Source organism: Lewinella sp. W8, assembly GCF_004375085.3.
Taxonomy (GTDB): Bacteria; Bacteroidota; Bacteroidia; order Chitinophagales; family Saprospiraceae; genus Neolewinella.
The window spans coordinates 177,363-202,700 of the sequence record NZ_SNAQ03000002.1; the positions used below are offsets into that span (position 1 = coordinate 177,363).

The following is a 25,338-nucleotide window of genomic DNA, read 5'->3' on the forward strand; positions in this document are numbered from 1 at the left end:
GCCGGGCTTTAGGTGGTTTTAACCTTCAGCTCGCTCCTTACGTTTCCCCGAAATCGAAATAGTCCCGGGCGTTACCGTAGCAGATATTTTCGACCAGTTTTCCGAGAAAGGGGACGTCGGCCGGTATCCTGCCGGCGGCGACGTCCTGCCCGAGCAGGTTGCAGAGCAGGCGCCGGAAGTATTCGTGCCGGGGGTAACTGAGGAAACTCCGGGAATCGGTCAGCATCCCCACGAAGGTGGACAGCAACCCCATGTTCGACAGCGTATTGAGCTGGTCACACATCCCGTCCCACTGATCGAGGAACCACCAGGCGGAGCCCCACTGCACTTTGCCCCGTACGCCGCCGCCGGCAAAATTTCCGATCATCGTGGCGAAAACCGCGTTGTCTGCCGGATTGAGATTATACAGGATCGTTTTGGGCAGCTCATCCGTGTTGTCCAGGGTGTTGAGCAGGCGGCTTAGTCCCCGGGCCTGGGGGAAATTGCCGATGGAATCGAATCCGGTGTCGGGTCCCAGTTCCCGCAGCCCACGGTCGTTGTTGTTGCGCAGGGCGCCCAGGTGCAGCTGCATTACCCATCCACGACCGGCGTACATCCGTCCCAGGTCGAGGAGCAGGGTGAGGAGAAAGGTTTGGGCGCTGCGCGCAGGTGCCGGAGCCTCGGGTCGGGCCATGCGATCCCGGAACGTTTCGGCCGTGAGGGTCCGATCGTAGGGGACGTCAGGGATGTACTCCAGGCCGTGGTCGGCCACCGACCCTCCGAGGGCGGCGAAGAAGTCCATGCGTTTCTCGAGGGCCGCGAGCAGATCCTCGTAAGTGTTGATGGGGGTACCACTCACTTCCGCCAGGGTCCGTACGTAGGTCAACCATCCGGGGGCGTTGATCTGCAGCGCCCGATCCGGGCGCCACCCGGGGAACATCTTTACCGGGCAATCTTTCTGCCCCAGCACCCGGTGGTGCTCCAGGTTATCAATGGGGTCATCGGTGGTACACACCACGCGGACGTTTTTACCCGCCAGGAGCCCCCACGTTCCCCCATCGGGGCCCAACAGTATTTCTCCGGCCAGGTCATAGATGCGATCGGCATTGTCTTCGGTGAGGTATTCGTCGACGCCAAAGTATCGCTTCAGCTCCAGTTGGCTCCAGTGAAACAGTGGATTCCGCAGGGTATGGGGTAAGGTTCTGGCGTAGGCACGGAACTTTTCCCGCGGATCGGCATCACCGGTGATCAGGCTTTCGTCCACCCCGAACATCCGCATTGCCCGCCACTTGTAGTGGTCGCCAGCCAGCCAGGCGGCGTGGAGATTCGGGAAGTGGTGATCCTCCGCCAATTGACGGGGAATCAGGTGATTGTGGTAATCAATAATGGGCTGATCGACAGCATATTCATGGTAAAGTCTGCGGGCAACCTCCGTTTCGAGCAGCCAATCATCATGAATCAAAGTGGAGTAATCAGAGACAGAAGCCATTAAAACGGGTCAAAAAGTTAGTCGTAAGACGGACCCAAGGTAAACTCCCCCTGATTAATGTGGGGCATATGCCCAAGACAGCAACTACCTTTAGTAGCCCACCCTCCGGAACTACCCAAACACCCTCCCGATGAATTTTCGGTCCATCCTAATCAGTGGATTTTTGTTCTTGTTGTCTCTGAGCCTGACGGCACAGGAGGTTTGTGACAACGGCCTTGACGACGACGGAGACGGGCTGGTGGACCTCAATGACGCCGAAGACTGCGCCTGTGCGCTGCTCTCCCAGGTACCTTCCCTGCTCCCGAATCCGTCTTTCGAAGAGTTTGACGGAGACGCGGAGGGGTGCTTTTCCCAGCAATCCGATGGCTATCCGGATCGGGTGGCCCAGGCGAACTGCCTGGCCGGCTGGCGGCAGGCCTCCAACGGCACCACCGATGCCTGGAACGCCTTCACTTTTTCCGGCTCTCCTCCCGTCTTTCCCGCCACCCTCCCCCAGCCCCTCCCCAGCGGGAGCAGTTGCGCCGGCATCTGGGTCGGCGTGAGTGAGACCAGTGGGCAGACGAACCCCGACGGCAGCCCCATCGAATTCTATCGGGAATTCCTGGGGGCCTGCCTGGAAGATGACCAGCGAACGCAGGGGGGTGAAAACTACGTAGCGGAGTTTTTCGTCGGCTTCGTCGACGATGACGCACAGCCCACCCCGGAAGTCCGCTCTCCCACTCCGGTCGAACTGGCTCTCTACGGTATCCGAAACTGCGACCAGCTCTTTTTCCCCTCCGCCGACTGCCCCGAAAACGCCGGCGCCGAGGGTTGGGAGCTCCTGACCACCGTAACGGTCAACGGCGGCAGCGGCCGCTGGACGAAGGCCCGGATGACCTTTCAGTCCAACGGAGAATTTGCGGCCGTTGCCCTGGGCGGAAAGTGTGGTCAGGATCCCGGCGACCGGCCCGCCCGCTGGCGGAATTACTACTTCATCGACGAGTTTCGCCTGAATACCGCCACGGCCTTCACCCAGGAGGTGGCCGGTCCGGTAGCCGTACGCGGGGTGACCGTTTGTGACGAGGACTTTGCCCTCATCGGGCCCAACCAGCTCAATGCCTCCTTTCAGTGGTACTTTGACGGGATCGCCATCCCCGGAGCAACCGACCGGATTTACCGCCCCGCACCCGCCGACCGCCAGGACGGCGACTATCGGTTAAGGACCACCACCGAAAACGGATGCGTGATCTCGGATCCGGTGCGGGTACAGCGCCCCATTCTGCCGGACTTCTTTGCGGATTCCGTGGCCATCTGCAACGATTCCGTGACCATCTTTCCGGACTTCAACGTCCTCAACGCCGAATTTCTCTGGGACGACGGAAGCACCGAGCCCCGCAGGGACGTCTTCTCGCCCGGGGAATATGCCGTTACCATCACGGCCGCCTGTCTTATCCGCGAAGAACGCTTCGTGGTGGTGGACTCTCTATCCTCCACCTTTCGGGTGAACCTGGACCGCGAGCCCGTCTGCCCCGGCGATACGGTAAACATCGACGTCAGCTCCAACTGGGACATCAGTTTTGCCCTGATCACAAACGAAAGGGGCTTCTCCTACCCCTACGACGCCGAAACCAATTCCTACGCCGTTCCCATTGACACGGCACGGACCGTATACATCACCTACCGGGATGGCTGCGGGGACGTCATTCAACCCTATCCCCTGCCGTTCGGAAGCGAGCTTAACCTTGACGCCACCCTGGTGCAGCCCAACTGCCAACGCCCACTGGGCAGCATCTCCCTGGATATTCAGCCACAACTACCCGGTCTGGCCATTACCTGGACCGACGAGAACGGGCAGGTCATCGGCACCCAGCAAACGCAGATTAACGACCTACTGCCGGGCACCTACACCGTCAACCTTTCGGACGGAATCAACTGCGACCTCAACCAGAGCTTCCTCCTGGCGTTCGAAGGAGATTTTTCGGCGGCGGTGAATCTGCAGCCGGAAAACTGCACCCTTACCTCCACTGCGGTCGCCGACCTGACCAACGGCACCCCACCTTTCACCTATCGGTGGCAAGACGCCGACGGTACGCCCCTCGGAGGGAACGAGGCCCGGTTGAGCAACCTCCTTCCGGGAGATTATTCCCTGACGGTAGAAGACGGAGCCGGTTGCCGGCTTCCGGTTGCCTTCAGCGTTCCCGGTCGCTCCTTACTTGCGGCGGGGACGCCAACGGTCGTGGTGGACTGTACGGTAGGTGGTGGCAACCTGACGGCCACCGCGGCGGCGGGGGCGCCCCCCTATCAGTTCTCCCTGGATGGCGAGCGTTTTCAGGACAGTAACGTCTTCAACGCCCTGCCGACCGGCAGCTACCGGGTATGGGTGAGGGACGCGAACGGTTGCCTGGCCCGGAGTGAGGCCGTGGAACTGGGGTTACCCGTGGAGTTGTCGCTGGCTCTCCCGGTCAGCTACGCCACGTCACTGGGGGACTCCGTGAGGCTGCGGTCACAAGTCAGTCCGACGACGGCCAGCACGGTATTCTCCTGGTCACCGGCGTCCGGATTATCCTGTACGGACTGCCCCTCTCCCACCTCAAGGCCCACCGCCACTACGGAGTATACCCTGACGGTTTCCTCCCCGGAGGCATGCCCCACCAGCATTACCACTACCGTGGAGGTTGATCGCCGATCGAAGGTGTACTTTCCCACCGCCTTTTCTCCTAATGGGGACGGCATTAACGATCGTTTTTGGTTGTTTCCGGACAACAGCGTCGCGGGGGTAGCGCAAATTCAGGTCTACGATCGCTGGGGCAAACTGGTGTGGGAAGCCGCCGCCAACGAGGGCTGGGACGGTACGGCCAACGGCGAGCCGGTTGGGGCCGGGACCTACGTGTACGCCGGCACACTACTGCTCGTAGACGGCCGCTCGGTGCGTTTTGCCGGCACCCTGGTGCTGCTCCGGTGAGTGGCATCAGGTGCACTCTCCACCCCGCGCAGCATCGTTGCGCTGGCTGGCGCGCCGGGGTTCCCCCGGCCGGTTTCCCGGTACGTGGCACCTGCGTCCGCGCCAAAAAGTAAGCGCTTGCTTGCCAGAAAAGTGACCCCGTTCTTCGCGCTTCCTCCCAGAATCTCCCAAAAGAAAGCCCGGAATGATGGTTGGTCACTCCGGGCTAATGTCCTTGAAGGTTACTGTTTTTATTCCTTGTCCGCCGGTTTCACCTTACAGGTGTTCACGCCCAGCAGGCTGTACAGTGGGCAGGTGCCCATCAAGCTGGTCAGGAGGAAGATGCCGGCAACAACCAGCAGGAAAATTCCTAACGTACCGGTTACGGTGCCCGTGAAGTACAGGGCCAAAAATGCTACCGCGAGCAGCGGCCGAATCAGGCGGTCTGCCTTTCCCATATTAGTGGTCATGATCCAATGGTTTTGGTAAAGAATTCAATAACGAGGGCGATCCAATAAGCGATTCCGAAACAGGCGGCGCAGCCCAGCAACAACTTTTGCCAGGTTGGCCAATCTTCTAGGTATTTCATCGGACTCTCTCGATTAATAACGGGATAAAGTTGACGTTCCGGGCAATCATGCTGCGTAACATCAGTTACATTAGTCAATGAATTTATCGCACGCCTACTTACAACGGTTCTTTCCCCGGCTAACCGATGGTGCCGTTCGGGAAGATATTTTGCGAGTAGGGTTCCTCCAGCAAGTGGAAGCAGGTGCGGTCATTTTGCGGGAAGAGCAGCACATTGATTTCGTTCCCCTCATTGCCCGGGGAGGCGTCAAGGTGTCGATGCAGACCCGAAACGGAAAGCACCTCTTTCTGTACTTCATCCGGCCGGGAGAAACCTGCACCATGACTTTGTCGTCCTGTATCCGGCGCGAAATCAGCCGCGTAGTGGCTACTTCCATCACCGATACCGACGTCGTGCTGATACCCGCGCAGCGAATATACGACTATACCCGCCATTACCCGGGTTGGAACGATTACGTACTGGAGGCCTACCGTGAAAAATTCGATTCCATTCTTGATGGATTTGAACAGCTCGCCTCCACGCCTTTCGACCAACGGGTGATGAATTACCTGGAGCACATGGCCGCCATGCTGGAGAGCAGGGAGCTACTGGTCTCCCACGCCACGCTGGCCGAGGACCTGGGGGCTTCCCGGGTGGGAATATCCCGGGTACTCAAGGGGCTGGAGCGGGCCGGCAAACTTCGCCTTGGCCGCGAGCGGATCAGCCTGCGTTGATGGCCACGCGTTGACCGGTTTCCGCACTTTCGATGATGGCCCGAATGATGGCCACGTCCGTTTTCCCCATGGCCCCGGTAGCCCGGACCGGCGTACCGTTCAAAATGGCCAGGGCATCGGCGTCCATCTGCAGCGACTGCTGGTTGGGGACGGGTGGGCCCAAAACTTTTCCGTCACTCGTTTTTCCCTGGACGCCAGTATAGGTTTGCATCGGGCTGACCTCATACCACCCCCGCTCCGCTTCGATGCGCAACAGGTTCACGTTTTCCACCGTACTGGTTTTACCCTCGGCGATCAGGCCGCCGGGGAATTCGAGCGTATAGGTGGTGGTCAGGTCTACGCCATTGGGGCCATCCATCCGGTCCTGGCTGGCCTGCAGCACGGCCACGGGGTCCATCTGGGTGCCGTAGCGTAGGCCATTGACGGTGTAGACCCCCATATCGTAGAGGGCGCCGCCGCCCATATCACGCTGGCCGCGCCAGTAGTCCCGGGGCGGCGGATTACCTCCGTACCCGGCGTAGGCCGTAGCGGCGGTCAGTTCTCCGTAGGCCCGCTCTTTGGTAAAATTGATCAGCTGCCGGGTGTTGGGTTCGTGCAGCATCCGGTAGCCAATGGCCAGCATCACACCGGCTTCCTCGCAGGCGTCGATGATGTCCTGGCACTCCGCGGGGTTCATGGCCATCGGCTTTTCGCACCAGACGTGCTTCCCGGTCCGGGCGGCCCGGACGGAGAAATCACGGTGGGTGGCCGTGGGGGTAATGACGTAGATAACGTCGATATCGTCGTTATCGGCGATCTCCTCCATAGTGTCGTAGGTATAGACATTTTCGTCCCTGATCCCGTACTGCTCCTGCCACTGGGGGAGTTTCTCCGGACTACCGGTGATGAGTCCCCGCAGTTCACAGTGCTCGGTGAGTTGGAGGGCGGGGGCGATTTGGCCGCGGGCGTAGCCACCGAGCCCGAGGATGGCCACGCCTACCTTCCGGTTCTTGTCGGAGGTGGGCGCGGTCGCAGGTGCCGCGTTGGGGTTGGTGTTGCGCTGGCCGCAGGCCAGCATGGCCGGGGTGAGGATCAGCCCCGCCGCCGCGGCGGCGGACTGGCGGAGGAAGCGCCGCCTTTCGTTTTGGTTTTTCATGTTGGTTGCTTGAGCGTTGACGGAGAAGGTTACGGTAAGGTAGTGAACCCAAGTAAACTAAGTGGAGGTAGCAAGTACTTGTTCACCGGGCAGCCTATAAGTTCCTTACGATTTCCAGCAGGGCCCGGCGCAGCAGGTTCTCTTCTTTCCGGAAGTCTGCGTCGGAGATCACCCCGTCGGCGCTGTCCCGGACCAGGGCATTCCAGCGCCCCCGCCAGCCGCTCAAGTCTTCGCCGGTCTTTGCCAGCAGTTCAAAGGCTTTGCCGAAATCATTGTGCACCAGGGCGTCCTGCGCATCCTCCTTGAGTCGTTGCAGGTCTTCGCGTACCGGCGTCACCACGGTCGGCGCCCGTCCTACCGCGCCGGCCGATACGGGGGGCGCTTGCTTCCGATCCTGAACCTTCCAGTAATTGAGTACCGCTCGTGTCCCCCGGTCGGCAACGGTCAGGGGAGGATCCTCCAGGGGACAACCCTTGACCATGACCACCGAACCGTAGAAAGCCACCCAAAACGATCCCTTCGTTTTCAGGGTAATGTCGCGCTCCAGCACGTGTTGCAGCGGTCGCAGGGTGGTAATCAGGTTGTTCGAAATATCCACGTACTTCAAGTACTTGCACTCCCTGAGCATACCAATATCTCCGATATGGTTATCCCGGACATCGAGGGATTCCAGCCCCTTCATGTTTCCCACGACGCTGATATCCTTGATCCGGCAGTGGTTGATCGAAAGGTACTTGAGGTTGACCAACTGCGCCAAAGGAGTAGTATCCCGAATGGGGTTACTGCCACAGGTCAGGCTACGCAAACCGGTCATGCCGGCGATCGGGTTGAGGTCCTTGATCCCCGTATCGTGCAGTTCGAGCTTTTCCAACTTCTTCAGGCGGGTGATCTCCGGGGGGATTTCGCCGATCTTTTCGAAGGACAGGGTCAGCACGGTGGTCTCCGCTACCTTACTATTCAGAATTTTTTGGCGGGCCTTTTCGTAGGCTTCGTTCATGGTGTGCGCTGGTCGGTTATTCGGTGTATCGGGGTAACGACCAGGGGAAGATAGCTATTTCCTACTTCACCCGATTACGCAGCAACAGGGCCAGTCCGAGACAGAGCACGATGAGTCCGAGATTATACAACCAGGGAAGTTCGCCCCCCATCACGCCGTACTTCAGCCCGAAGTACGCTCCGAAGTAGACCAGCGTCATGATGATGAAAAGTCCCGCTGATGGTTTATCCTTCTGGATGGGTTCCATTATTGTCTTCGTTTTTACGTGGTCGGAATTGCTTACGGTACTGCCAAAGGGCGACTTCCGCCAGGATCACCGCCCCGAGTAACATGAGGTTCTGCCGTCCGGTCATGGCCTCCGACCCGACAATGGCGTACTTCACCACGAAGTAGGCCACGATGGGTAGCCAACCTACGATGCCCAGCCAGGGCGGTGCTTGTTTTGGGGAATGATTGTCCATACGGCTAAGGTACGGCAGCCCGCCGAGAGTATTCGGGGATGCACTCAGGCGTTCGTTTGAGCCTGCCGCCTGGCCTCCGGTGCAAAGATTTTGTGATCCGCAACGAAGGTTCCTCCCGGCACGATGGACGCCAGAAGGGACCACAAGGTGTTCCCAAGCGACCAACGGTAGCGGTAGGCCACGATGGCAACCGCTGCGATGTAGGCCATAAACAGGGCGCCGTGAGCGGCTCCCACAACGTAGTTGGGTTCGGGTAGATCGTAATAATACTTCAGCGGCATCGTGATGGCGAAGAGCAAATAACTGATCCCCTCACCGATGGCTAGTATCCGAAGCGTTCGAAGCATAGTCGGTAGCTGATTGATGTGTTTGCCGCAAGTAACAACTACCCCCTGCTTTACGGTGCAGCGGGGAAGTCAGATTTACGTAATACCGAAAAATGAAAAGGCCCGGGCGCAAATGCCCGGGCCTCGTTATACGACTGTGCTGTCCACAGCGTCTCTCATGAAAAATAAACCTAATCTTCATCAATTGGAATGCAAAATTGTTGCACTTTTCCAATTGTGTACTGCAAATATATGGAGTTCTGTCGATATGTGCTAATGCAGATTTCGCAACAGGAACACATAATTTTTTATTGAATGTCAATAAAAAACCTTTTGTTTACCCTTCATCGCCGCGATTCGCAACTTCGCCTCCCCGATATTGTCACTCAGTCTTTTAAAATAAGTCTGGGTATGTTTATTTCCTGATTTACCGAGTGCGTCAGCACTTTCCACCAGGTTATTGAACCAGACCTTCGTCTGACGACAAACCTCCTGATCCATATTGACCAGGTAATTGGGATTCATGAAGGTAGTAAATACGACGGACAGATCTGGCATGTTTACCAGAATAACGTTGTTGGTGTTCGCTAGTTCATTGTGGAATACGTTGAAATCCGGAGCCTCTTCGCCGGCCGTTCCGCCCCGGGGGAAGCGTTTACCGACTCTGGCCATGTGTTCGAGATGCTCCACTACGTCCTCCAGCTCCCGGAACATTTGCCGGATCAGATCATCATCGTTCAGCATGCCGATCTGCACATTGTGTTCGATTTGTCGGAGGGTTACGTCCAGAATGCCGATCGACCATAATTCCTGGCCACCAAACTTGTAGGAGCTGTCGACAATTCTGCTGGCAATGTCCATCACCCTTTGGTCGATCAGATCGGGATGAAACGGTTGATTACGCCACTTTTCAAAGTTCCAGGTCGTGATGCCGTAAACGTAAGTTTTAAATTTCAGCAAAGTCGGCATCATAAACTCGTAGAACAGTGGCAACTCCGGAGTCGCGTAGTCGATGCTTACGTTCGGAACATTAACGAACATTTTTATCTGCTCCTCGAGAGTTTCGTAATATTCCAGCTCAGTCCTGATCGGTACAAAATTGTGACTGTGCACAAAAGTGGGCGAGTTATCCACCCTTCCCTGGTCGAGTGGAAGGTTGAACTTTTCGGCCAGCAGAATTAGCTCATTGGCCGTCAGGGCCGTATCCCCCCGTAACCGGCGGTAAATCGCGTCCTTGCTTAGTCGTAGTACCCTTTCCAATTCGGTTACCAGGGTCCCCTTCTTTTCAAAGCGGTCCAGTAAGCGATCAAAAAACACCTTCTGAAAATCCTTGTGCATCGTTTAGAGAAATTGGGATGATATGCGTCTTGCGGGGATTTAGCAGCACAGACAAAAAATGTTATAACAAGAAATAAGACGAGGGACGTCGCTCGAGGAGTAATAAAATTTCCTTAAAGCGCATCCAGGTTTACTTTTCTTGAGACGATGCGGATACCCAATACATAGCTCATCAATTAAAACTGAGGGATTGTTGTATGAGCTTATTCAAAGCCCGGTTAAGATAGATTAGTGGTCAAAAACAAAAAACATATTTTTATTCAAAAAACAAAAATTTGTTTTAAAAATAAAAGCCACATTACTTTGCATTTAGATATTTAAGGGTGCGCGTGATCACCCCCTACGTATGACAAACTTGCGGATTGTGAACCAGCTTTCTGACTAAACAACTGTCCCTCAAATATTTGCGGACTCTCCTTCTTTCTTTCAGGTTTTTGAGGTCAAATCACCCGGTGCTCTTTTAACCACCAGACAAATTTTGCTACACATGTATCTATCGTTAAAAGTTTCTGACCATTTCTTGTCCGCCACCGGCCTCTCCCTTGTTTTCCGGGACCGCTTTCACGTTTAAAGGCCAGCACTTTGCATCTAAACTGCCATACCTGCTTTAGTGTTCGCTACGGTGTGCTGACGCCAGCAGCCCTCGTCGAAAAAGCTTCGGCCTGGGGGGTAAGTACCCTGGCCTTAACGGACGCCAACAACACCAGTTGTGCCGGGGAGTTCGTGCGCCGTTGCCGGGAAGCGGGCATCAAGCCCATCCTCGGCATTTCCTTCTGGCGGGAGGGGCAGTGGCTTTATTCGGGCCTGGCCCGCAATGCCGAAGGCTGGCGGCAACTCTGCGCCTACCTGAGCCATCACTCGCTGGAGGAGCGCCCCTTACCGACCGTCCCGCCCCCCATGCAGGACGTCTGGATCATCTATCCGCGGCTCGCCAAACCCATCCGGGATTTCCGGGACAACGAGCTACTCGGTATTCGTCCCCAGCACGTCAATCGGCTCTTCAGTCACGAACTAAGGCATCACCAGCATAAACTGGTGGTCTTAGCCCCCGTGGTGGGCATCACGGATGAAGACTACGAAAAGCACAAAACTTTGCGGGCCATTGATCTGAACACCATTCACACCAAGCTCACCCCCCGCGATCTGGCCCAACGCGGCGACCGTCTCTTGCCTCCCGACACCCTCCGGCAATTCTACAAATCGTACCCCGCCATCCTGCAAACCACCCAGCGCATCATCGATAGCTGCACGGCGGAACTGGAGGTGGGCCTTCAGGTCAACCGCCAAACCTTCACCGGTGATAAGCGGGGAGACTACGCCCTACTGGAAAAACTTGCCCTGGCGGGCGTTGCCCGCCGCTATCCCGCCGGGCCACGTTTCCAGCGGGCCCGCCTTCGCATCGGGCGCGAACTGGCCGTCATCAGAAAACAGGACTTCTGCTCCTACTTCCTCATCACCCACGACATCGTACGCTACGCCCGGGCGGCGGGCTACCAACACGTGGGCCGGGGCTCCGGTGCCAACTCCATCGTGGCCTACTGCATCGGCATCTCGGACGTCGACCCCCTCGAACTGGACCTCTACTTCGAACGCTTCATCAATCCCTACCGGGTCAGTCCGCCGGATTTTGACATCGACTTCAGTTGGGACGAACGCGATGACGTTACCGACTACATTTTCAAGCGCTACGGCAGGGATCACACCGCCCAACTGGCCACTTACTCCACCTTCAAGGGAAGGGCGGCCCTGCGCGAAGTCGCCAAGGTATATGGATTGCCCAAAGCAGAAATCGACGCGCTGGTCCGCGACCCGCACGGACGGGCGGAAACGGACGAGAAGGCGGCAAAAGTCCTGCACATCGCCGTGGGCCTCCTGGGGCTACCCAACCACCTGAGCATCCACGCCGGAGGCATCATCATCACGGAAAAGCCGATCCATTACCATACGGCACAACGCCTCATGCCCAAGGGGTTTCCGGTGGCGCACTGTGACATGTACCACGCCGAAGAGATGGGGCTGCACAAATACGACGTCCTCAGCCAACGCGGCCTCGGCCACCTCAAATCTGCCGTTGACCTGATTCGACAAAACCAGGGCAAGGCCGTAGACATCCATGATTTTGACCGGATCAAATCCGACGACAAGGTGCGCAGCATGCTCAAGAGCGGTCGGGCCCTGGGGTGCTTTTACATTGAGAGCCCCGCCATGCGGGGGCTGCTGACCAAGCTGGCCTGCGACAATTACGTTCACCTGGTGGCGGCCAGCAGCATCATTCGTCCGGGGGTGGCCAAGTCCGGGATGATGAAAGAATACATTCATCGCTATCATCACCCGCACAGCTTTGAATATCTCCATCCCGTATTCGCCGAGCATCTCGGAGAAACCTTCGGCATTATGGTTTACCAGGAGGACGTGATGAAGATCGTCCATCATTTTGCCGGACTGGACCTGGACGAAAGCGACGTACTGCGCCGCATCATGAGCGGCAAAAAACACGACGGAGACACTTTCGAGAATTTGCGGAAGAAGTTTTTCGACGGCGCGCAGGTGCGGGGGCATTCCGAAAAACTGGCCAGGGAAGTATGGCGTCAGGTGGAGAGCTTTTCCGGCTACAGCTTCTGCAAAGCCCACTCGGCCAGCTTTGCCGTAGAGAGCTTTCAGAGTCTCTACCTCAAGGCCTACTACCCGCTCGAATTCATGGTGGCCGTCATCAATAACTTCGGGGGCTTCTACCGCACCGAATTCTACGTCCACGAGGCCCGCATGGCCGGCGGACGCATCCACCCACCCTGCGTTAACCACAGCCGCTACCTGACGGACATTCGCGGCCAGGACATCTACCTGGGATTCGTTCACGTCAAGGGGTTTTCCGAGCGACTGGCCCTGGCCATCGCCCTGGAGCGGGAACAACACGGCGACTTCCGCTCCCTGGCCGACTTTTGCCGCCGCATCGAGGCGGACGGTCCCCAACTTGATCTTCTCATCCGTATCGGGGCACTACGTTTCACGGGGCGCAGCAAGTCCGAGCTTTTCTGGGAGAAGAACGCCGTCTTCAACCCCAAAGCCGAACGGGAATCCACGCCGGAACTGTTCACCCTCGAAGCTCCCCGGCAATACTTTCGCCTGGACCTCTCCCCCAATCACCGCAGCGGTCACCCGCTGACGGCCGAGGAAATCGACCAGGCCTTCGACGAACTGGAGCTGCTGGGGTTTCCGCTCTGTTCCCCCTTCTTCCTCGTCGAGGGAGGAAACCCACCTTCGCCCGGAAACCCCTTACCGGATAATGAGGCCCGCTCCGTCATCTGGTCCGTCCCCGAGGGGCACAACCTCACCCTGCGGGCCTATTTTGTCTGCGACAAAGTCGTTCCCACCGTCAAGGAGGAACGGATGTGCTTCGGTTGCTGGCTCGACGAGACGGGGCACTACTTTGACACCGTCCACTTCCCCGATAGTCTGGCCCGTTTCCCCTTCCGCGGGCGGGGGGTCTACTGCATCACCGGGCGCGTCGCCCGGGAATTTGGCTTCCCCTCCCTGGAAGTCTACGGCATGGAGCGACTGCCCTACCTGGCGGACGAGCGGTTCGGGGAGAGTTAGGAGGATTTAGGATCAAGGATTGAGGTTCAAGGATTCAGGATTTAGGATAAGTTGATTGGCGACATCTTAAAGATTGAGCAAGATTGAGGTCTGATTATTGGTCGTATCACGCTCCAGGTCATTGAGGTCAAAATCGACGATGAACCGGAGCTCATACTGTCCTTGTCTTCCGCAGCACCCTCATACCAGGTCAAAGGCCTGCCCCCACTTTACCGCTTCGACGACGGACCGAATGCCCAGCTGTCGCCAGATGTTGTTGCGGTGGGTACGGATGGTGTGGACGGAACGGTACAGGCGCGCGGCAATTTCCTCGTTGGTGAGGCCCTGGCAAATCAGGGCCAGAATCTCCAACTCCCGCCGGGAGAGGCGGGAAAAATTGCGGCGATTCGCCCGGGCAAAGCGCTGCAACTCCGTCAGGCGCCGCAGCGCCTGCGGAGAAACCATGACGTTGTCGGCAAGGGGGATGTGTTGATTGGGTTTGTTCATCGGTTTAGTTCTGGACCATTCGGGCAATGCCGTTCCTGATCCCGGTAAGAACCGGGAAGCCAGTTGACAATCGACGTTGCCGCAAATTGCTTTAGTAGATATTGATTACGGTAGCTAAACTAGTCCGCCCGCACTAGCCAAAAATCAGCATCGCACCTACCCCCATGATCATCGCACGAAAACACCAAATGATCGCGTAAGGAAAGGGGAAAGATTCAGAGCGTCTCCATCACCCTACGAACCCGCCGGGCACTTTGGGCGGTAATCGCTACCTCCGTGCCGTCTTCTATTTCCAGTACCGGGCCGGGCTTGATGGACCGCACCCGCTTCAGGTTGACCAGATTGGACTTGTGGACCAACATGAACTCCGGGTAGGGCTCAAACTGCTCGTCGTACCGTCGGAGGCGGTCCGATTTGTGAATCTTGCGGCCGTCGGCACAATGAAAAGTGACCAAACCATCGGCCGTACTGATGCGGAGAATATCGTCGATGGCCAGAAAGAAGATTCCTTCGCTGGTGGACACGGTAAGTCGGGTCGGAAGCTTTTGCTGTTGAAAATTGGCCATAGCCTCCTCCAAATCCGCCAGGCGCTCCTGGGCGTTTCGCTGAGAAAAACGTCGTTTTGCGCGAACGATGGCTTCGAACAAATCCTGGGACTTGATGGGCTTATCCAGGTAATCAAGGGCTTCGAACCGCAGGGCCAACTGTCCGTACTGATTGTGGCCGGAAATAAAGATGATCAGGTATTTACCCGAATCGATTTGTTGCAGGATGTCAAAACTGGTTCTCCCGTTTTCTAACTCAATATCCAGGAGGAGCAGATCAGGCTGCTCTTGCTCAATCAGGGCTACTCCCGAATCGACGGAAACTGCGGTACCCACCAAATCCAGGTCCGCATCAATTTCCCGCAACATAAACTGCAGGAGGCGATGCATTTTTATGTCGTCATCAATCGCTACTGCTCTCATAGTCCTCTGGGTAAATCAGAGGTAAATATAGTACGATCCTCGTGCCGGAGGAGCGGCCATCCTGATCCTTCAGGTCGATGATCTCGTAGCGAGCGTCCCCCGGAGTTCTTTCGGGAAGCGCCCGAATGCGTTCGTTCAAGAGGGCTAATCGTTGGCGCGTAATGTCCATCGCCATGGATTTGTGTTTGCGGTCTCCCCCCCGGGCGTTAGTCCGCCCAACACCATCATCTTCGACGGTAGCCACTATTTCTTCACGGTCTTCATCAATTCGAAAAGAAAGCACAATGGTACCGCCTTCCTCCCGGTGACCGATGCCGTGCCAAATCGCATTCTCCACGAAGGGTTGCAGGATCATTGTCGGTATCCAGGTCGAGATTGTATCGACCTCATCGTCAATGGCAATATGGTATTTCAGTTGCTCCCCTACCCGCATCCGCTCCGCCTCAATGTACTTCTCGAGCATATCCACCTCCCGGTCCAGGCGGGTAAGTGGCTGGGTGGACCGGTGCAGAATATCCCGAATGAGCTCCGCGAACATCACCAGGTAGTCGTGGGCCCGTAGGGGTTCCTCCCCAATGATGTAGTCATCAATCGAGTTCAGGCTATTGAAAATAAAGTGGGGGTTCATTTGTAGCCGAAGGATGGAAGTTTCGGTTTCGGCGGCGTGGGCTTCGGCTTTGGCTTTGTCTAATTCCGCCAGTTCAACTTCCCGGAGTTTCAGGTATCGGTAGCGTAGGACACCACCAATTGTGCCAAGGATTGTGATAGCATAAAGAACGTACGCCCACCAGGTTCGGTACCAGGGGGGAAGAACCTCTATCCTTAATTCTCTTGGCCCCGCCCACGCATAATCTGAATTGGTTGCCCAAATAGAAATATCGTACCCCCCTTCCCTTAAGGCCGTAAGGCTCAAAGTGGAGTTGGTTGATGGGGGTAAAAATTCTACTCTATCTGGCCCACTAATTCGATACCTGAAGAGACAAGATTTTGGATCGCTGTATTCGAGGGGGGAAGTCTGAATTTCAATTGTATTATGTGTATAGGGCACTTTAAGTTGCCGAATAAAGCTAACGTTCAGCGTTGTATCAACACAATAGTTCCTAGCATCAAATTCACCGTTGTTTATCTCAATGCCCGTAATGACCGGACTAGCTTTAGCGATTCCATTATTGACAAACTCCGGGGAAATGACCGTAATTCCATCTGTACCTCCGAAAAAAGCCTTTGACCGATCAGGAATATGGTGGGCTGATCGAAATATATATTCCCCGCCCAACAATCCGTCCGACAGGCTATAGACCTGTGAGGAGCCGTTATTTATATTATAGGTTAAAACCCCCGAAGCCGTCGACATTATCAGTTCCTCTCCAACCGCTGCTATTCCGTGAATAACGACCGATGCCTCCGCTAATGGAATATTAAACAACTTATGGCCTCTTTTGAAATCTACATCAAGCTTGAACAAGCCACCGTGGGAGCCTAACCAGAAAGTACTATCATCCTGGGGGAAAATACCCGTTAGATAGGGTATACCCAACAGGGTAGTATCCACGAACAATTGATTATTGCTGGCTTCCACTCGTATAATATGAAAGCTATCTTTCAGGGTCGTCACTAATAAAACATCCCCCTTCATTTTCATAATTCTTGGCCGAACAAGACTGGTTGAATCCCAAAAACAACTCGTTCGGTCCTTAGAAATACGTAGTATCCCTTTTCGATTTGTGGCGGCCAATATTTCTCCGCTCGGCAGACTTACAAGGTCATTGTATCCAGGATATTGCATCCCATCATAAGGAAGCACGAATTCTCGAAAAGCAGAATCACCTTTTGATTTTTTGAACAGATACTTTAGCGTCCCAACCCAAACTGTTCCTTCATTATCTATGTGCAAGCTCTTTATTTGCTCCAGTTCCTGCCCAGAAATATTAATCTCGTAGGAAATTGTGTCTTTGGGAGAACACATAAGTACAGAATTAAGTCCTGCAATCCACAAAACTCCATTCTCTTCGTCACTACTGATCCGTACAACATCACGCTCTTTGCCAATGATTGGTGAAATTGTCGAAAATTTAGGTGCATCTAAGCCCACAAAATATACACCATCGTTCTTTGCCGACACCCATAATACATTATCCTGACCAAGATAAAGCTTTACCAAATTCGTGATAAATGGTTTGATTTCTCCGGCTACGTTTGTCAACATTGGCCCTCGTATAATTCTGTCATCTAAATCAAAAAAATAAATACCCTCCGTAGCTGTTCCAATTACATACTCTCCCTCTGCTCGTTTAACTAAAGCCTCCACATAAACCCCTTTTCCAGACTTCCCCTTCCAGATTGCTTCCCAATATCCGGTATCAAGTGTCAGTATGAACAAACCAGTTTTTGTCCCAACGAGAACTTTACCACCATTCAGGTAAGCCGTAGTTCGGACACTGGAACTATCTGGTGAAAAATACCTTTTCACTGCACTTTCCCTGCGATAGATAGAATAAACAGAAACGTCAAAATAGGATTCTCCAAAAAAATTGCGCATTAGAACGTAACCACCATCCTCCTTCGGGTCCATTACGTCGCGAACACCCACATGAATATCATCCACGTGAACAAGCGACGAATCTACGCCTGGCCGGAAAGAAAATAAATGTCTACCTCCGCTAACAAATATTACGCCCTTAGTAGAATCAACGTAGTTCCACCAGTAGGTGTCGTTTGCCCTAATGCCGTTAGGCATCTGTCCCCGATAATGGTGAAACCTGTCGCGAAGAACATCATATTTAGTCAGGGAAACATCATTAGTAAACCACATCCCTTTACCAGGAATCTGACCAAACGCACTTTGGGACGCTTGTTCATTTAACAAACCGTATTGTCCATTGTCACCCGGGTGATATTGCTTGACACGATGTCCATCAAAGCGATTTAAACCAACGATTGAGGAGATCCAGACATAACCGATTGAATCGCGAAAAATATGGTGGTTGTATTGCGAGCTGGTAAGTCCATCTCTGGCCGTAAGGTGATGAAAGGTGTATACGGCCTCCCCATTGGCTTGGCACAGCAGTTGAATATTCGACGCGAATATCATTAGGAACGTTATGCAAAACCACTTATACGACATTACATGAATCTAGACTTCCCACAAGGCTTATACTACAGTCAAAGTGAAAGCATAAACGTTTTTGAGGGGAAATAAAAGAATTCTCCTCCGTGAAATTTGGTCAGGTTTTTCACCTTCTTTTCGTGTCCACCGTGATCAAAAAGCGTAACTGAATTTCTTAAAACATTGCCCCCATACTCTGGGGAAACCTCAAGTTCAACGTTCCTGTGGCTTCCATCATTACGATACGCAACTACATCAGGATCAACTAAGGGGGCATTTTGGGTTTTTCCCGATAATTTTGCCATGCTCTTAAACAAAGGAATCAATTGCTTTGAGATACTTTTTTGGTACGAAATAAAGAACATCCCCTTAGCACCGTTAAAGTCACGCTTCGTGGGATAGTCGGAAATTTTCGCCTCCGATGATTCTTGATAGAGCATGCTTCTTCGAACGATTTTCCCTAAGCTACCTGCAGTCCTCATTACTCTCACATGGGCAAAAAACGGGCATTTATTCCCTCGCGGATCTTTTGAAAAATCCATTGCACCGTTTATTGCATCGCGCCAAGTTTCCTCGGGTTTCGACCAATTCTGAAAAACAAGAGGGGTTCCATTCTCAAACCGCCCCATAATCATGGCCTTAGCCCATTCGTCAATTTCCCCCGCAGGTCTATTTTTTGGGCCTATTTGACTCTTTAGCTTGTTTTTGAGCCAAGTGAAGTTTTCTCGATCAACACTAATTTTTCTGATGGCCATCAGCGCTCCATACCCATCCTCAACTCTTGAATCTTTGAAAAAGGTCTCCTTAAACAAACGCTCCTCCGGCCTGGTTTCTGATATCCCATCTACAAATCCGAACGGACCAATCGAGGGATCATCCTTCGACGTACGAAAACCCCGGTATCCAACTACCCTCGTTGCTTGTTTGATGGCCAGTTTAAACTCTCGGTAACCTTTAATTTTATTTTCTACTGCCTCAATAATTTCTGGGGCATCACCGGCAACTTGAATAATCACGTCAGGGTTAGAATTATCCATATCCCTAACTTGATAATCTCCTAACGCCCCCCTGGAGTTTCGATGCCGCATCCCATTAACGAAGAATTTATCTTCTGGTAAGTCCTTTTTATTGATGCCAACTTTTATTGCCCCACTATAACTCAATCCCAGAGAGACCACTACCGATGGAAAACCCGTTCGCTTGAATTTTTCCGTATCACTCGTCTGTTGGGCATGGCTAATTAAAAAAACATCGGCAAAAGACTGAATCCACTTTACGGCCGCCTTGGGTCGGTCATACAAGGTAAGTAGCAAAATAGCACTGTAGGCACGACCGTGTGACTTAAGGATTCCCCCCTGAAAGTCCATCCTCTCAAACATAACCTAACTATTTAATGAATTTCTCAGGTCCGCCTCTTCACAAATGGTAAGAAACAGTATGCCCATAAACGAGTGCGCTTCATTTTATCTTCCTCTCCTTGAGGAATGACAATTATCGCACTACCAAAAAACAGGAAAGGTTTCCTCCAAATTAATTTTTGAAATTTGGCCCCGTAAAGAACACTGAAAAAGCGCTTGCTTCAATCTCTTCCATGTTAATTAACTTCTCCCACAAGGAATCCCCTCCAATCAAAGGCGGCTCATAAGCAGGAGTCGACTCAAGAATAGCGTCAACTTCATCATTGATGAAATCAATACTCATGTTCTTGAAATCGTCGACGTTTGACATGGCATTCTTGATAACGTTTTGGGCAATTCTACTCCTTCGAGTAAAAAGTGCCTCCTTGACCTGACGCGGGCCATCCAGGAAAGTGACTCCAATTAGTCTTTTATTTTGCCCTCCATCCAACTCGCCCGTTGGGGACTGTGAACCACCACAAAGAATTACGCAGGTATCGCCAGAATCTTTATAATCGCTATCCTCATCGCTACCCTTTAAGGCCGTACAAACATAATTGTAATCGTATTCCCCCGGTTCATACTCAAATTTAGCGACCCGTATCTTTACACCATTATTTTGGTAATCATCAGGATACTTAGTTTTTGTACAAAAATGTAAGGCCTCTATGTCAGGTAAAAATGCTTTTGGGTTGAGTAACCTAGATGCATTGAGCTCAGCAAGTTTCAGAAAATAGTTGTCATCAAAAGAAACAAAGCTGGAATCAATACGTAACACTGGCATGTGGCTGGATTTTGGTTAATTAAAATTGCTAACGGCAATTTTCAGCGAGTAATTAATAGAATCACATTCTATTCCTCCCCAAAATAGGTGTTTTAACAGTCAAAAATCAATACCTAAACCCAAATTACGCCCCACAGCGTACCTACTCCACCCTCAACACCAGCCCCTTCAAATAGCTCCCGTCGGCGTGAAAAAGGTTCACCGGATGGTCGGGACCCTGGCTGAGGTGGTGGAGCACCCGGCAGTTCCGACCGGCCTCCAGGCCGGCGGCGACGATGGTATTGTAGAATAGTTCACGGTCTACCACGCGGCTGCAGCTGAAGGTAAAGAGGAGGCCACCGGGTTTGACGGAGCGCATCGCGCGGGCGTTGAGGCGTTTGTAGGCCTGCACGGCCTGGTGGCGCTTGTGCTTGTTCTTGGCGAAGGCCGGTGGATCCACCACGACGATGTCGTAGGGATCGTCCTCGGCGTGGGCCTTGAGCCACTCCATAACGTCGGCCGCGTGGGCCTGGTGCCGATCGGTGAAGTCGCCGTTACGGTCGACGTTTTCTTCGGTTAAACTGATGGCGCTGGCACTCAGGTCGACACTCTGCACCTGCGCGGCGGCGCCCAAAAGCGCGTACACGGAAAAGCCTCCGGTGTAGCAAAAGGTGTTCAGCACCCGCTTGTCTTTAGCGTAGCTACCCAGCAGCCACCGGTTCTCCCGCTGATCGAGGAAGAAGCCGGTTTTCTGTCCGCCGGCCACGTCCACGTGAAACCGCCGGCCATTTTCCAGGATTACGACCTCGCTTACGTCGCTTCCCCACAAAACACCATCCTCCACGCCAAGGGCGTAGCGCTCCGGCAAGACGGCACCACTCTTGTCATAAATCGTTTCTACCGCCTCTCCGCAGAGACTACGGATGGCGGCGGCAATCTGCTCCCGCTCGCGGTGCATACCGATGCTGTGGCACTGCACCACCACGACGGAGGCGTACCGATCGATGATCAAACCGGGCAGTCCGTCTCCGGCGGCGTGGACGAGGCGAAAGGCATTCGTCAGGGGGTCGTCCAGCAGGCCCAGTTGGCGCCGGAGGTCCAGGGCCGCAGCCAGTCGGTTTTGAAAAAAATCATCGGGCAATTCCTCTTCCCCAAAGGCCAGCACCCGCACGCGGATGCCGCCCGCCTGATAATGGCCCACCCCGAGCACTTCTCCGTTGGCGGCCACAACCTGCACCAAATCACCGTCTTCGAGGTCCTGGTCTTCGCGGTGCACCGCTCCCGAAAAAATCCAGGGACTCCGGCGGCGAACGGCCCCGTCACGGCCCTTTTTGAGAATGATCTGCTTCATGGCGCGAAGATAGGGTGCTGGTTGCTGGGGGGACTGGTTACTGGATGCTGGTTGCTAGCTGGATCGCAGCTGACGTAGATATGTAGAAGTACGACAAAATGGGATTTCTAAAAGCCGAATCCCGCGTAAATATGTAGAAGTACGACAAAATGGATTTCTAAAAGCAGAATCCCGCGTAGATATGTAGAAGTACGACAAAATGGATTTCTAAAAGCCGAATCCCGCGTAGATATGTAGAAGTACGACAAAATGGATTTCTAAAAGCCGAATCCCGCGTAGATATGTAGAAGTACGACTTGGTAACCAGATGAAAAGTGGAAATGACCACATTAGTGATCGCGCGATTCCTGGGACATCGCTGTCGGATTATTTGGCGGTCCGTAGGCGCCGAAGATTTTCTGTGCCTACGGCTATCTTTGCGTATGCATTTTCTCATCGTCGGACAGGGATTGGCGGGCACCCTCCTCGGCTACCGCCTCGAACGGGCGGGACACCGGGTGGAGTACGTCGATGCCCCCGGACAAACTGCCGCTTCTTCCGTTGCGGCCGGCATCATCAATCCCATCACCGGCCGGCGGTTCGTGAAGAGCTGGCGCATCGACGAACTGATCCCCGCCGCCCGGGAGCTCTACCGGGAACTGGAAGCCTTACTGGACGTCTCCCTCTGGCACGAGCTGCCCCTCATCCGGACGCTCTACAACCGGGGGGACGAAAACGACTGGCTGGCCCGTACGGCGGATCCCGGCTACGCCGACTACATGGAGGAAAAGCCCAAGGTGGGGCGCATCCCCTCCCTCACCGAAGACGTCCACGCCTACGCGGGCGTGCGCCACGCCGCCCGCGTGGACATCGGCGTACTGGTGACGGCCTACCGCGAGCGGCTCCAACGGGAAGGGCGACTTCGGGAAGAAACCTTCGACTACCAAAAGCTGGAAGCGGGATCGGGCGATGCCGCGGGTGCCCGCTATTACCCAGCAGGCCAGGAAGTCCCGATCACCTACGACACCGTCATTTTCTGCGAGGGCTGGCGGGCCCGGTTTAACCCCTGGTTTGGCGCCCTGCCCCACGGAGGCAATAAGGGGGAAGTTCTGCTCGTCAAAACGGAAGCCCCCCTGCTGGAGCGGATGTTCAAGCATCGGGTCTTCCTCGTCCCCTTCACGGAAGATACCTACTGGATCGGCGCCACGAGCGAAAACCAATTCTCGGAAGAGAACCCTACGGCCGTCAACCGCCAGTTTCTCGAAGATCGCCTGCGGGAGGTGCTGACCGTGCCCTACGAAATCGTGGAGCACCGGGCCGCGGTGCGGCCCACCGTCCGGGATCGCCGCCCCTTCCTCGGTCGTCACCCCCAGCTCCCGGCACTGGCCATCTTCAACGGCCTGGGTACCAAGGGTACCTCCCTCGCCCCCCTCTGCTCCCGGTGGCTGGCCGATCACCTGCTGACGGACGCCGCCCTGCCGCCCGAGGTCGATATCCGTCGCTGGGAGCAGCCCTAAAACCAAAAGCCCCACTCACCAGTGGCGAGTGGGGCTTCGTTATGTTGTTTCGGTCTACCGAAAAAGCTTAGGCGTCTTTCTCGACACTGGTAGCTTCATCGTTTTCCTCGTTGGCGGCTTCCAGTGCCTCACCGGCAGCTTCGGCGGCCTCGGCTTCGGCGACGGCCTCACCGGCTACGTCAGCGGCAGCCTCCTTGGTTTCTTCGGTTACTGCTTCGGCTTCTTCAGCACCTTCGGCGGCAGCTTCCTCAGCGGGAGCTTCCTCAGCGGGAGCTTCTTCCTCTTCGGCAGCGGGCTCTTCGATTACGGGAGCAGTACCGGAAACGGCTTTGTGGAAATCAGCCAGTTTAGCGGCTTCCGCTTCGCGGCGGGCAGAGATGGTTCCTTCCTTCTCCGCTACCCAGGCTTCCCACTTTTCGGTGGCTTCTTCCTGCGTCAGGGCACCTTTGCTCACACCCCGCATGAGGTGCTTGTAGTAAAGTACTCCTTTGAAACGAAGGATGGCGCGAACGGTGTCGGAGGGTTGTGCACCCTTGCTGAGCCAGTTGTAGGCAGACATGCGATCCAGCTCAATGGTGGCGGGAACCGTCATGGGATTGTAGGTACCGAGTTTCTCGATGAACTTACCGTCGCGGGGAGCGCGGCTGTCGGCCACTACGATGTGGTAAAAGGGACGCTTGCGTCGACCGTGGCGCTGGAGGCGAATACGTACAGGCATAAGGACAAATTATCTTGGTTTATAAGTACCGGCCTCCTCCCACCAGGGGGCAGCCGGTTTTGTCGGGGCGCAAAGGTACGATCATTTATTGGATTGCAAAAGAAAATTTGCCCGGAGAATTTAGTCCCGCTGATCGAGCAAACGCCCGGCCACTTCCTCACCGATGGCCAGCGAGGCCGTGGCGGCCGGACTGGGGGCATTAGCGACGTTGATCAGCCGGTCGGCACCGTAAAACAGGAAGTCGTCTACCATTTCTCCGCGGGGCCCGACGGCCATGGCGCGCACCCCGGCACCCCCGGGGCGCAGGTCCTTCAGCTGCAGGCTCGGCATGAGGGGCCGGACGCTGCGGTAAAAGGCCCGCTTGCTGAAGCTTCGCTGCAGTTCCCGGGCGCCCTTTCGCCAGTGTTTCCGGGCCAGGGCCCGGAAGCCGGAATACCCCAGGGCCGCGGCCAGCTCCCGGCGGTTGAAGACGGTATTGCGGTACCCTTCCCGGGCAAAGGCGAGCACGGCGTTGGGGCCGGCCTCCACCCGTCCGTCGATCATCGGCGTTAAGTGCACGCCGAGGAAGGGAAAGGCGGGATCGGGAACGGGATAGATCAGGTGCTGCACCCGGGCGGCCGCCGCGGGTGCCAGTTCGTAGTACTCCCCCCGGAAGGGGAGAATCTGCACCTCGGGCCGCTCCCCGCTCATTTCGGTCAGGTGGTCGGAATACAGTCCGCCGCAATTGATCAGGTGTCGGCTCCGAAAGTCTCCCCGGCTGGTGTGCACCACAAACTCCCGGCCGCTTCGCTGTTGGCCCAGCACCGTGGTATTTAGCTGCACCACCCCACCCTGCCGTTCCAGACGGCGGGCGTAGGCTTCACTGACGGCGGCGTAATCGACGATCCCGGATTGGGGAACCCACAGGGCGGCTACGCCCCCGGTGTGGGGACTGTGCTCCCGCATTTCATCGCCGGACATCCACCGCAGGTTCTGCAGGCCGTTGGCCCGTCCGCGTTCGTGAATCCGGCTGAGTCCCGGCAGTTCCGCTTCGTTTACGGCCACGATGAATTTGCCGGTAATGCGGTAGGGTACCTCTTCCTCATCGCAGAAGGCCAGTAGTTGGTCGTATCCGCGGCGGCAAAGTCGGGCCCGGGTCCCTCCGGGCGGGTAATAGACACCGGAATGGATGACGCCACTGTTATGACCGGTTTGGTGGGCGGCCACCCGGCTGGCCTTCTCGAGGACGAGCACGGACCAGTCAGGTCGTTTCCGTTGCACATTCAGGGCGGTGGCCAGGCCGACGGCTCCGGCGCCCGTAACGATAAGGTCGTAAACCACGCAGTTAATGTTTCTTGAGAAACGAAGGTAGTGGGCCCCGGAGAAAATTCCACTTTGTCGGGCAGGTCAGCCAGCCCCTTGGTTCCAGCACCGCACAGTAAGGAAAGCTGTCGTTCGGGGTCGTCCTTATGGGGCAGGGGGACAAATGGGGCGACGGCGCGCAGGTGCCGAGGAAGCCCCGGTAGCCCGCGT

Annotated in this window: 20 protein-coding genes; 4 read left to right on the top strand and 16 right to left on the bottom strand. The window is 55.3% G+C overall.

Annotated elements, in window-relative coordinates; translation table 11 throughout:
• Positions 1-37: 37 nt before the first annotated feature.
• Positions 38-1,468 (bottom strand): glucuronate isomerase, encoded by a 1,431-nt coding sequence (gene uxaC, locus E1J53_RS03260; RefSeq protein ID WP_134271598.1) that lies wholly within the window; start codon positions 1,466-1,468, stop codon positions 38-40.
• Between the two features lie 130 nt (positions 1,469-1,598).
• Between uxaC and E1J53_RS03265 the strand changes: the two genes are divergently transcribed.
• Positions 1,599-4,409, top strand: a complete 2,811-nt coding sequence (locus E1J53_RS03265) for a gliding motility-associated C-terminal domain-containing protein (RefSeq protein ID WP_134271597.1) — start codon at positions 1,599-1,601, stop codon at positions 4,407-4,409.
• 230 nt (positions 4,410-4,639) lie between these two features.
• Here the strand turns inward: E1J53_RS03265 and E1J53_RS03270 are convergent, their stop codons facing one another.
• Positions 4,640-4,858, bottom strand: a complete 219-nt coding sequence (locus tag E1J53_RS03270) for a DUF2892 domain-containing protein (RefSeq protein ID WP_134271596.1) — start codon at positions 4,856-4,858, stop codon at positions 4,640-4,642.
• A gap of 196 nt (positions 4,859-5,054) precedes the next feature.
• Between E1J53_RS03270 and E1J53_RS03275 the strand changes: the two genes are divergently transcribed.
• A complete protein-coding gene (locus E1J53_RS03275) occupies positions 5,055-5,690 on the top strand; it encodes a Crp/Fnr family transcriptional regulator (RefSeq protein WP_134271595.1) in 636 nt (211 codons plus the stop codon).
• On the opposite strand, the gene E1J53_RS03280 is transcribed toward E1J53_RS03275, so the two are convergent.
• The 6 genes from E1J53_RS03280 to E1J53_RS03305 all read right to left on the bottom strand — a co-directional run bounded on the left by E1J53_RS03280 (position 5,677) and on the right by E1J53_RS03305 (position 9,947).
• Positions 5,677-6,825 carry a Gfo/Idh/MocA family protein gene (locus E1J53_RS03280; RefSeq protein WP_134271594.1) on the bottom strand — a complete coding sequence of 383 codons (1,149 nt, stop codon included), beginning with the start codon at positions 6,823-6,825 and terminating at the stop codon, positions 5,677-5,679. The genes E1J53_RS03275 and E1J53_RS03280 overlap by 14 nt on opposite strands.
• Positions 6,826-6,919: 94 nt before the next feature.
• Positions 6,920-7,822 carry a leucine-rich repeat domain-containing protein gene (locus E1J53_RS03285; RefSeq protein WP_134271593.1) on the bottom strand — a complete coding sequence of 301 codons (903 nt, stop codon included), beginning with the start codon at positions 7,820-7,822 and terminating at the stop codon, positions 6,920-6,922.
• 61 nt (positions 7,823-7,883) lie between these two features.
• Entirely contained in the window at positions 7,884-8,069 is a 186-nt protein-coding gene (locus E1J53_RS03290; protein WP_134271592.1) for a hypothetical protein, read from the bottom strand.
• The gene (locus tag E1J53_RS03295; protein WP_134271591.1) at positions 8,047-8,283 is read right to left on the bottom strand and encodes a hypothetical protein; all 237 of its coding nucleotides are present in this window, start codon (positions 8,281-8,283) and stop codon (positions 8,047-8,049) included. Before E1J53_RS03295 ends, E1J53_RS03290 begins: the two co-directional genes overlap by 23 nt.
• Before the next feature lie 44 nt (positions 8,284-8,327).
• Positions 8,328-8,630: a DUF3817 domain-containing protein gene (locus E1J53_RS03300; protein ID WP_134271590.1), complete on the bottom strand. Its 303-nt coding sequence runs from the start codon at positions 8,628-8,630 to the stop codon at positions 8,328-8,330.
• Positions 8,631-8,927: 297 nt separating this feature from the next.
• The gene (locus E1J53_RS03305; protein WP_134271589.1) at positions 8,928-9,947 is read right to left on the bottom strand and encodes a helix-turn-helix transcriptional regulator; all 1,020 of its coding nucleotides are present in this window, start codon (positions 9,945-9,947) and stop codon (positions 8,928-8,930) included.
• A gap of 582 nt (positions 9,948-10,529) precedes the next feature.
• Here E1J53_RS03305 and E1J53_RS03310 point away from each other — a divergent pair.
• Complete coding sequence (locus E1J53_RS03310; RefSeq protein ID WP_134271588.1) at positions 10,530-13,541, top strand: DNA polymerase III subunit alpha; 3,012 nt, start codon at positions 10,530-10,532, stop codon at positions 13,539-13,541.
• 180 nt (positions 13,542-13,721) lie between these two features.
• On the opposite strand, the gene E1J53_RS03315 is transcribed toward E1J53_RS03310, so the two are convergent.
• The 6 genes from E1J53_RS03315 to E1J53_RS03340 form a co-directional block, all read right to left on the bottom strand.
• The gene (locus E1J53_RS03315) at positions 13,722-14,027 is read right to left on the bottom strand and encodes a response regulator transcription factor (protein WP_134271587.1); all 306 of its coding nucleotides are present in this window, start codon (positions 14,025-14,027) and stop codon (positions 13,722-13,724) included.
• 215 nt (positions 14,028-14,242) lie between these two features.
• Positions 14,243-14,995 carry a LytTR family DNA-binding domain-containing protein gene (locus E1J53_RS03320; protein WP_134271586.1) on the bottom strand — a complete coding sequence of 251 codons (753 nt, stop codon included), beginning with the start codon at positions 14,993-14,995 and terminating at the stop codon, positions 14,243-14,245.
• Complete coding sequence (locus E1J53_RS03325) at positions 14,976-18,086, bottom strand: histidine kinase (protein WP_173021352.1); 3,111 nt, start codon at positions 18,084-18,086, stop codon at positions 14,976-14,978. Before E1J53_RS03325 ends, E1J53_RS03320 begins: the two co-directional genes overlap by 20 nt.
• A gap of 71 nt (positions 18,087-18,157) precedes the next feature.
• The gene (locus E1J53_RS03330; protein WP_134271584.1) at positions 18,158-19,480 is read right to left on the bottom strand and encodes a Dyp-type peroxidase domain-containing protein; all 1,323 of its coding nucleotides are present in this window, start codon (positions 19,478-19,480) and stop codon (positions 18,158-18,160) included.
• 151 nt (positions 19,481-19,631) lie between these two features.
• Positions 19,632-20,282, bottom strand: a complete 651-nt coding sequence (locus tag E1J53_RS03335) for a hypothetical protein (RefSeq protein ID WP_134271583.1) — start codon at positions 20,280-20,282, stop codon at positions 19,632-19,634.
• Between the two features lie 142 nt (positions 20,283-20,424).
• On the bottom strand, positions 20,425-21,612 hold the full coding sequence (locus tag E1J53_RS03340; protein WP_134271582.1) for a class I SAM-dependent rRNA methyltransferase: 1,188 nt from the start codon (positions 21,610-21,612) through the stop codon (positions 20,425-20,427).
• 422 nt (positions 21,613-22,034) lie between these two features.
• Between E1J53_RS03340 and E1J53_RS03345 the strand changes: the two genes are divergently transcribed.
• Positions 22,035-23,108: an FAD-binding oxidoreductase gene (locus E1J53_RS03345; protein ID WP_134271581.1), complete on the top strand. Its 1,074-nt coding sequence runs from the start codon at positions 22,035-22,037 to the stop codon at positions 23,106-23,108.
• A gap of 67 nt (positions 23,109-23,175) precedes the next feature.
• On the opposite strand, the gene rpsP is transcribed toward E1J53_RS03345, so the two are convergent.
• Positions 23,176-23,826 carry a 30S ribosomal protein S16 gene (rpsP, locus tag E1J53_RS24525; protein WP_134271580.1) on the bottom strand — a complete coding sequence of 217 codons (651 nt, stop codon included), beginning with the start codon at positions 23,824-23,826 and terminating at the stop codon, positions 23,176-23,178.
• A 120-nt stretch (positions 23,827-23,946) separates the two neighbouring features.
• Positions 23,947-25,146 carry an L-2-hydroxyglutarate oxidase gene (gene lhgO / locus E1J53_RS03355; RefSeq protein WP_134271579.1) on the bottom strand — a complete coding sequence of 400 codons (1,200 nt, stop codon included), beginning with the start codon at positions 25,144-25,146 and terminating at the stop codon, positions 23,947-23,949.
• Positions 25,147-25,338: the final 192 nt, after the last annotated feature.

Excerpts from the sequence above, each read along its gene's own strand:
- uxaC (WP_134271598.1), bottom strand. The coding sequence starts at position 1,468 with ATGGCTTCTGTCTCTGATTACTCCACTTTGATTCATGATGATTGGCTG.
- E1J53_RS03265 (WP_134271597.1), top strand. The coding sequence starts at position 1,599 with ATGAATTTTCGGTCCATCCTAATCAGTGGATTTTTGTTCTTGTTGTCT.
- E1J53_RS03270 (WP_134271596.1), bottom strand. The coding sequence starts at position 4,858 with ATGACCACTAATATGGGAAAGGCAGACCGCCTGATTCGGCCGCTGCTC.
- E1J53_RS03275 (WP_134271595.1), top strand. The coding sequence starts at position 5,055 with ATGAATTTATCGCACGCCTACTTACAACGGTTCTTTCCCCGGCTAACC.
- E1J53_RS03280 (WP_134271594.1), bottom strand. The coding sequence starts at position 6,825 with ATGAAAAACCAAAACGAAAGGCGGCGCTTCCTCCGCCAGTCCGCCGCC.
- E1J53_RS03285 (WP_134271593.1), bottom strand. The coding sequence starts at position 7,822 with ATGAACGAAGCCTACGAAAAGGCCCGCCAAAAAATTCTGAATAGTAAG.
- E1J53_RS03290 (WP_134271592.1), bottom strand. The coding sequence starts at position 8,069 with ATGGAACCCATCCAGAAGGATAAACCATCAGCGGGACTTTTCATCATC.
- E1J53_RS03295 (WP_134271591.1), bottom strand. The coding sequence starts at position 8,283 with ATGGACAATCATTCCCCAAAACAAGCACCGCCCTGGCTGGGCATCGTA.
- E1J53_RS03300 (WP_134271590.1), bottom strand. The coding sequence starts at position 8,630 with ATGCTTCGAACGCTTCGGATACTAGCCATCGGTGAGGGGATCAGTTAT.
- E1J53_RS03305 (WP_134271589.1), bottom strand. The coding sequence starts at position 9,947 with ATGCACAAGGATTTTCAGAAGGTGTTTTTTGATCGCTTACTGGACCGC.
- E1J53_RS03315 (WP_134271587.1), bottom strand. The coding sequence starts at position 14,027 with ATGAACAAACCCAATCAACACATCCCCCTTGCCGACAACGTCATGGTT.
- E1J53_RS03320 (WP_134271586.1), bottom strand. The coding sequence starts at position 14,995 with ATGAGAGCAGTAGCGATTGATGACGACATAAAAATGCATCGCCTCCTG.
- E1J53_RS03325 (WP_173021352.1), bottom strand. The coding sequence starts at position 18,086 with ATGATATTCGCGTCGAATATTCAACTGCTGTGCCAAGCCAATGGGGAG.
- E1J53_RS03330 (WP_134271584.1), bottom strand. The coding sequence starts at position 19,480 with ATGTTTGAGAGGATGGACTTTCAGGGGGGAATCCTTAAGTCACACGGT.
- E1J53_RS03335 (WP_134271583.1), bottom strand. The coding sequence starts at position 20,282 with ATGCCAGTGTTACGTATTGATTCCAGCTTTGTTTCTTTTGATGACAAC.
- E1J53_RS03340 (WP_134271582.1), bottom strand. The coding sequence starts at position 21,612 with ATGAAGCAGATCATTCTCAAAAAGGGCCGTGACGGGGCCGTTCGCCGC.
- E1J53_RS03345 (WP_134271581.1), top strand. The coding sequence starts at position 22,035 with ATGCATTTTCTCATCGTCGGACAGGGATTGGCGGGCACCCTCCTCGGC.
- rpsP (WP_134271580.1), bottom strand. The coding sequence starts at position 23,826 with ATGCCTGTACGTATTCGCCTCCAGCGCCACGGTCGACGCAAGCGTCCC.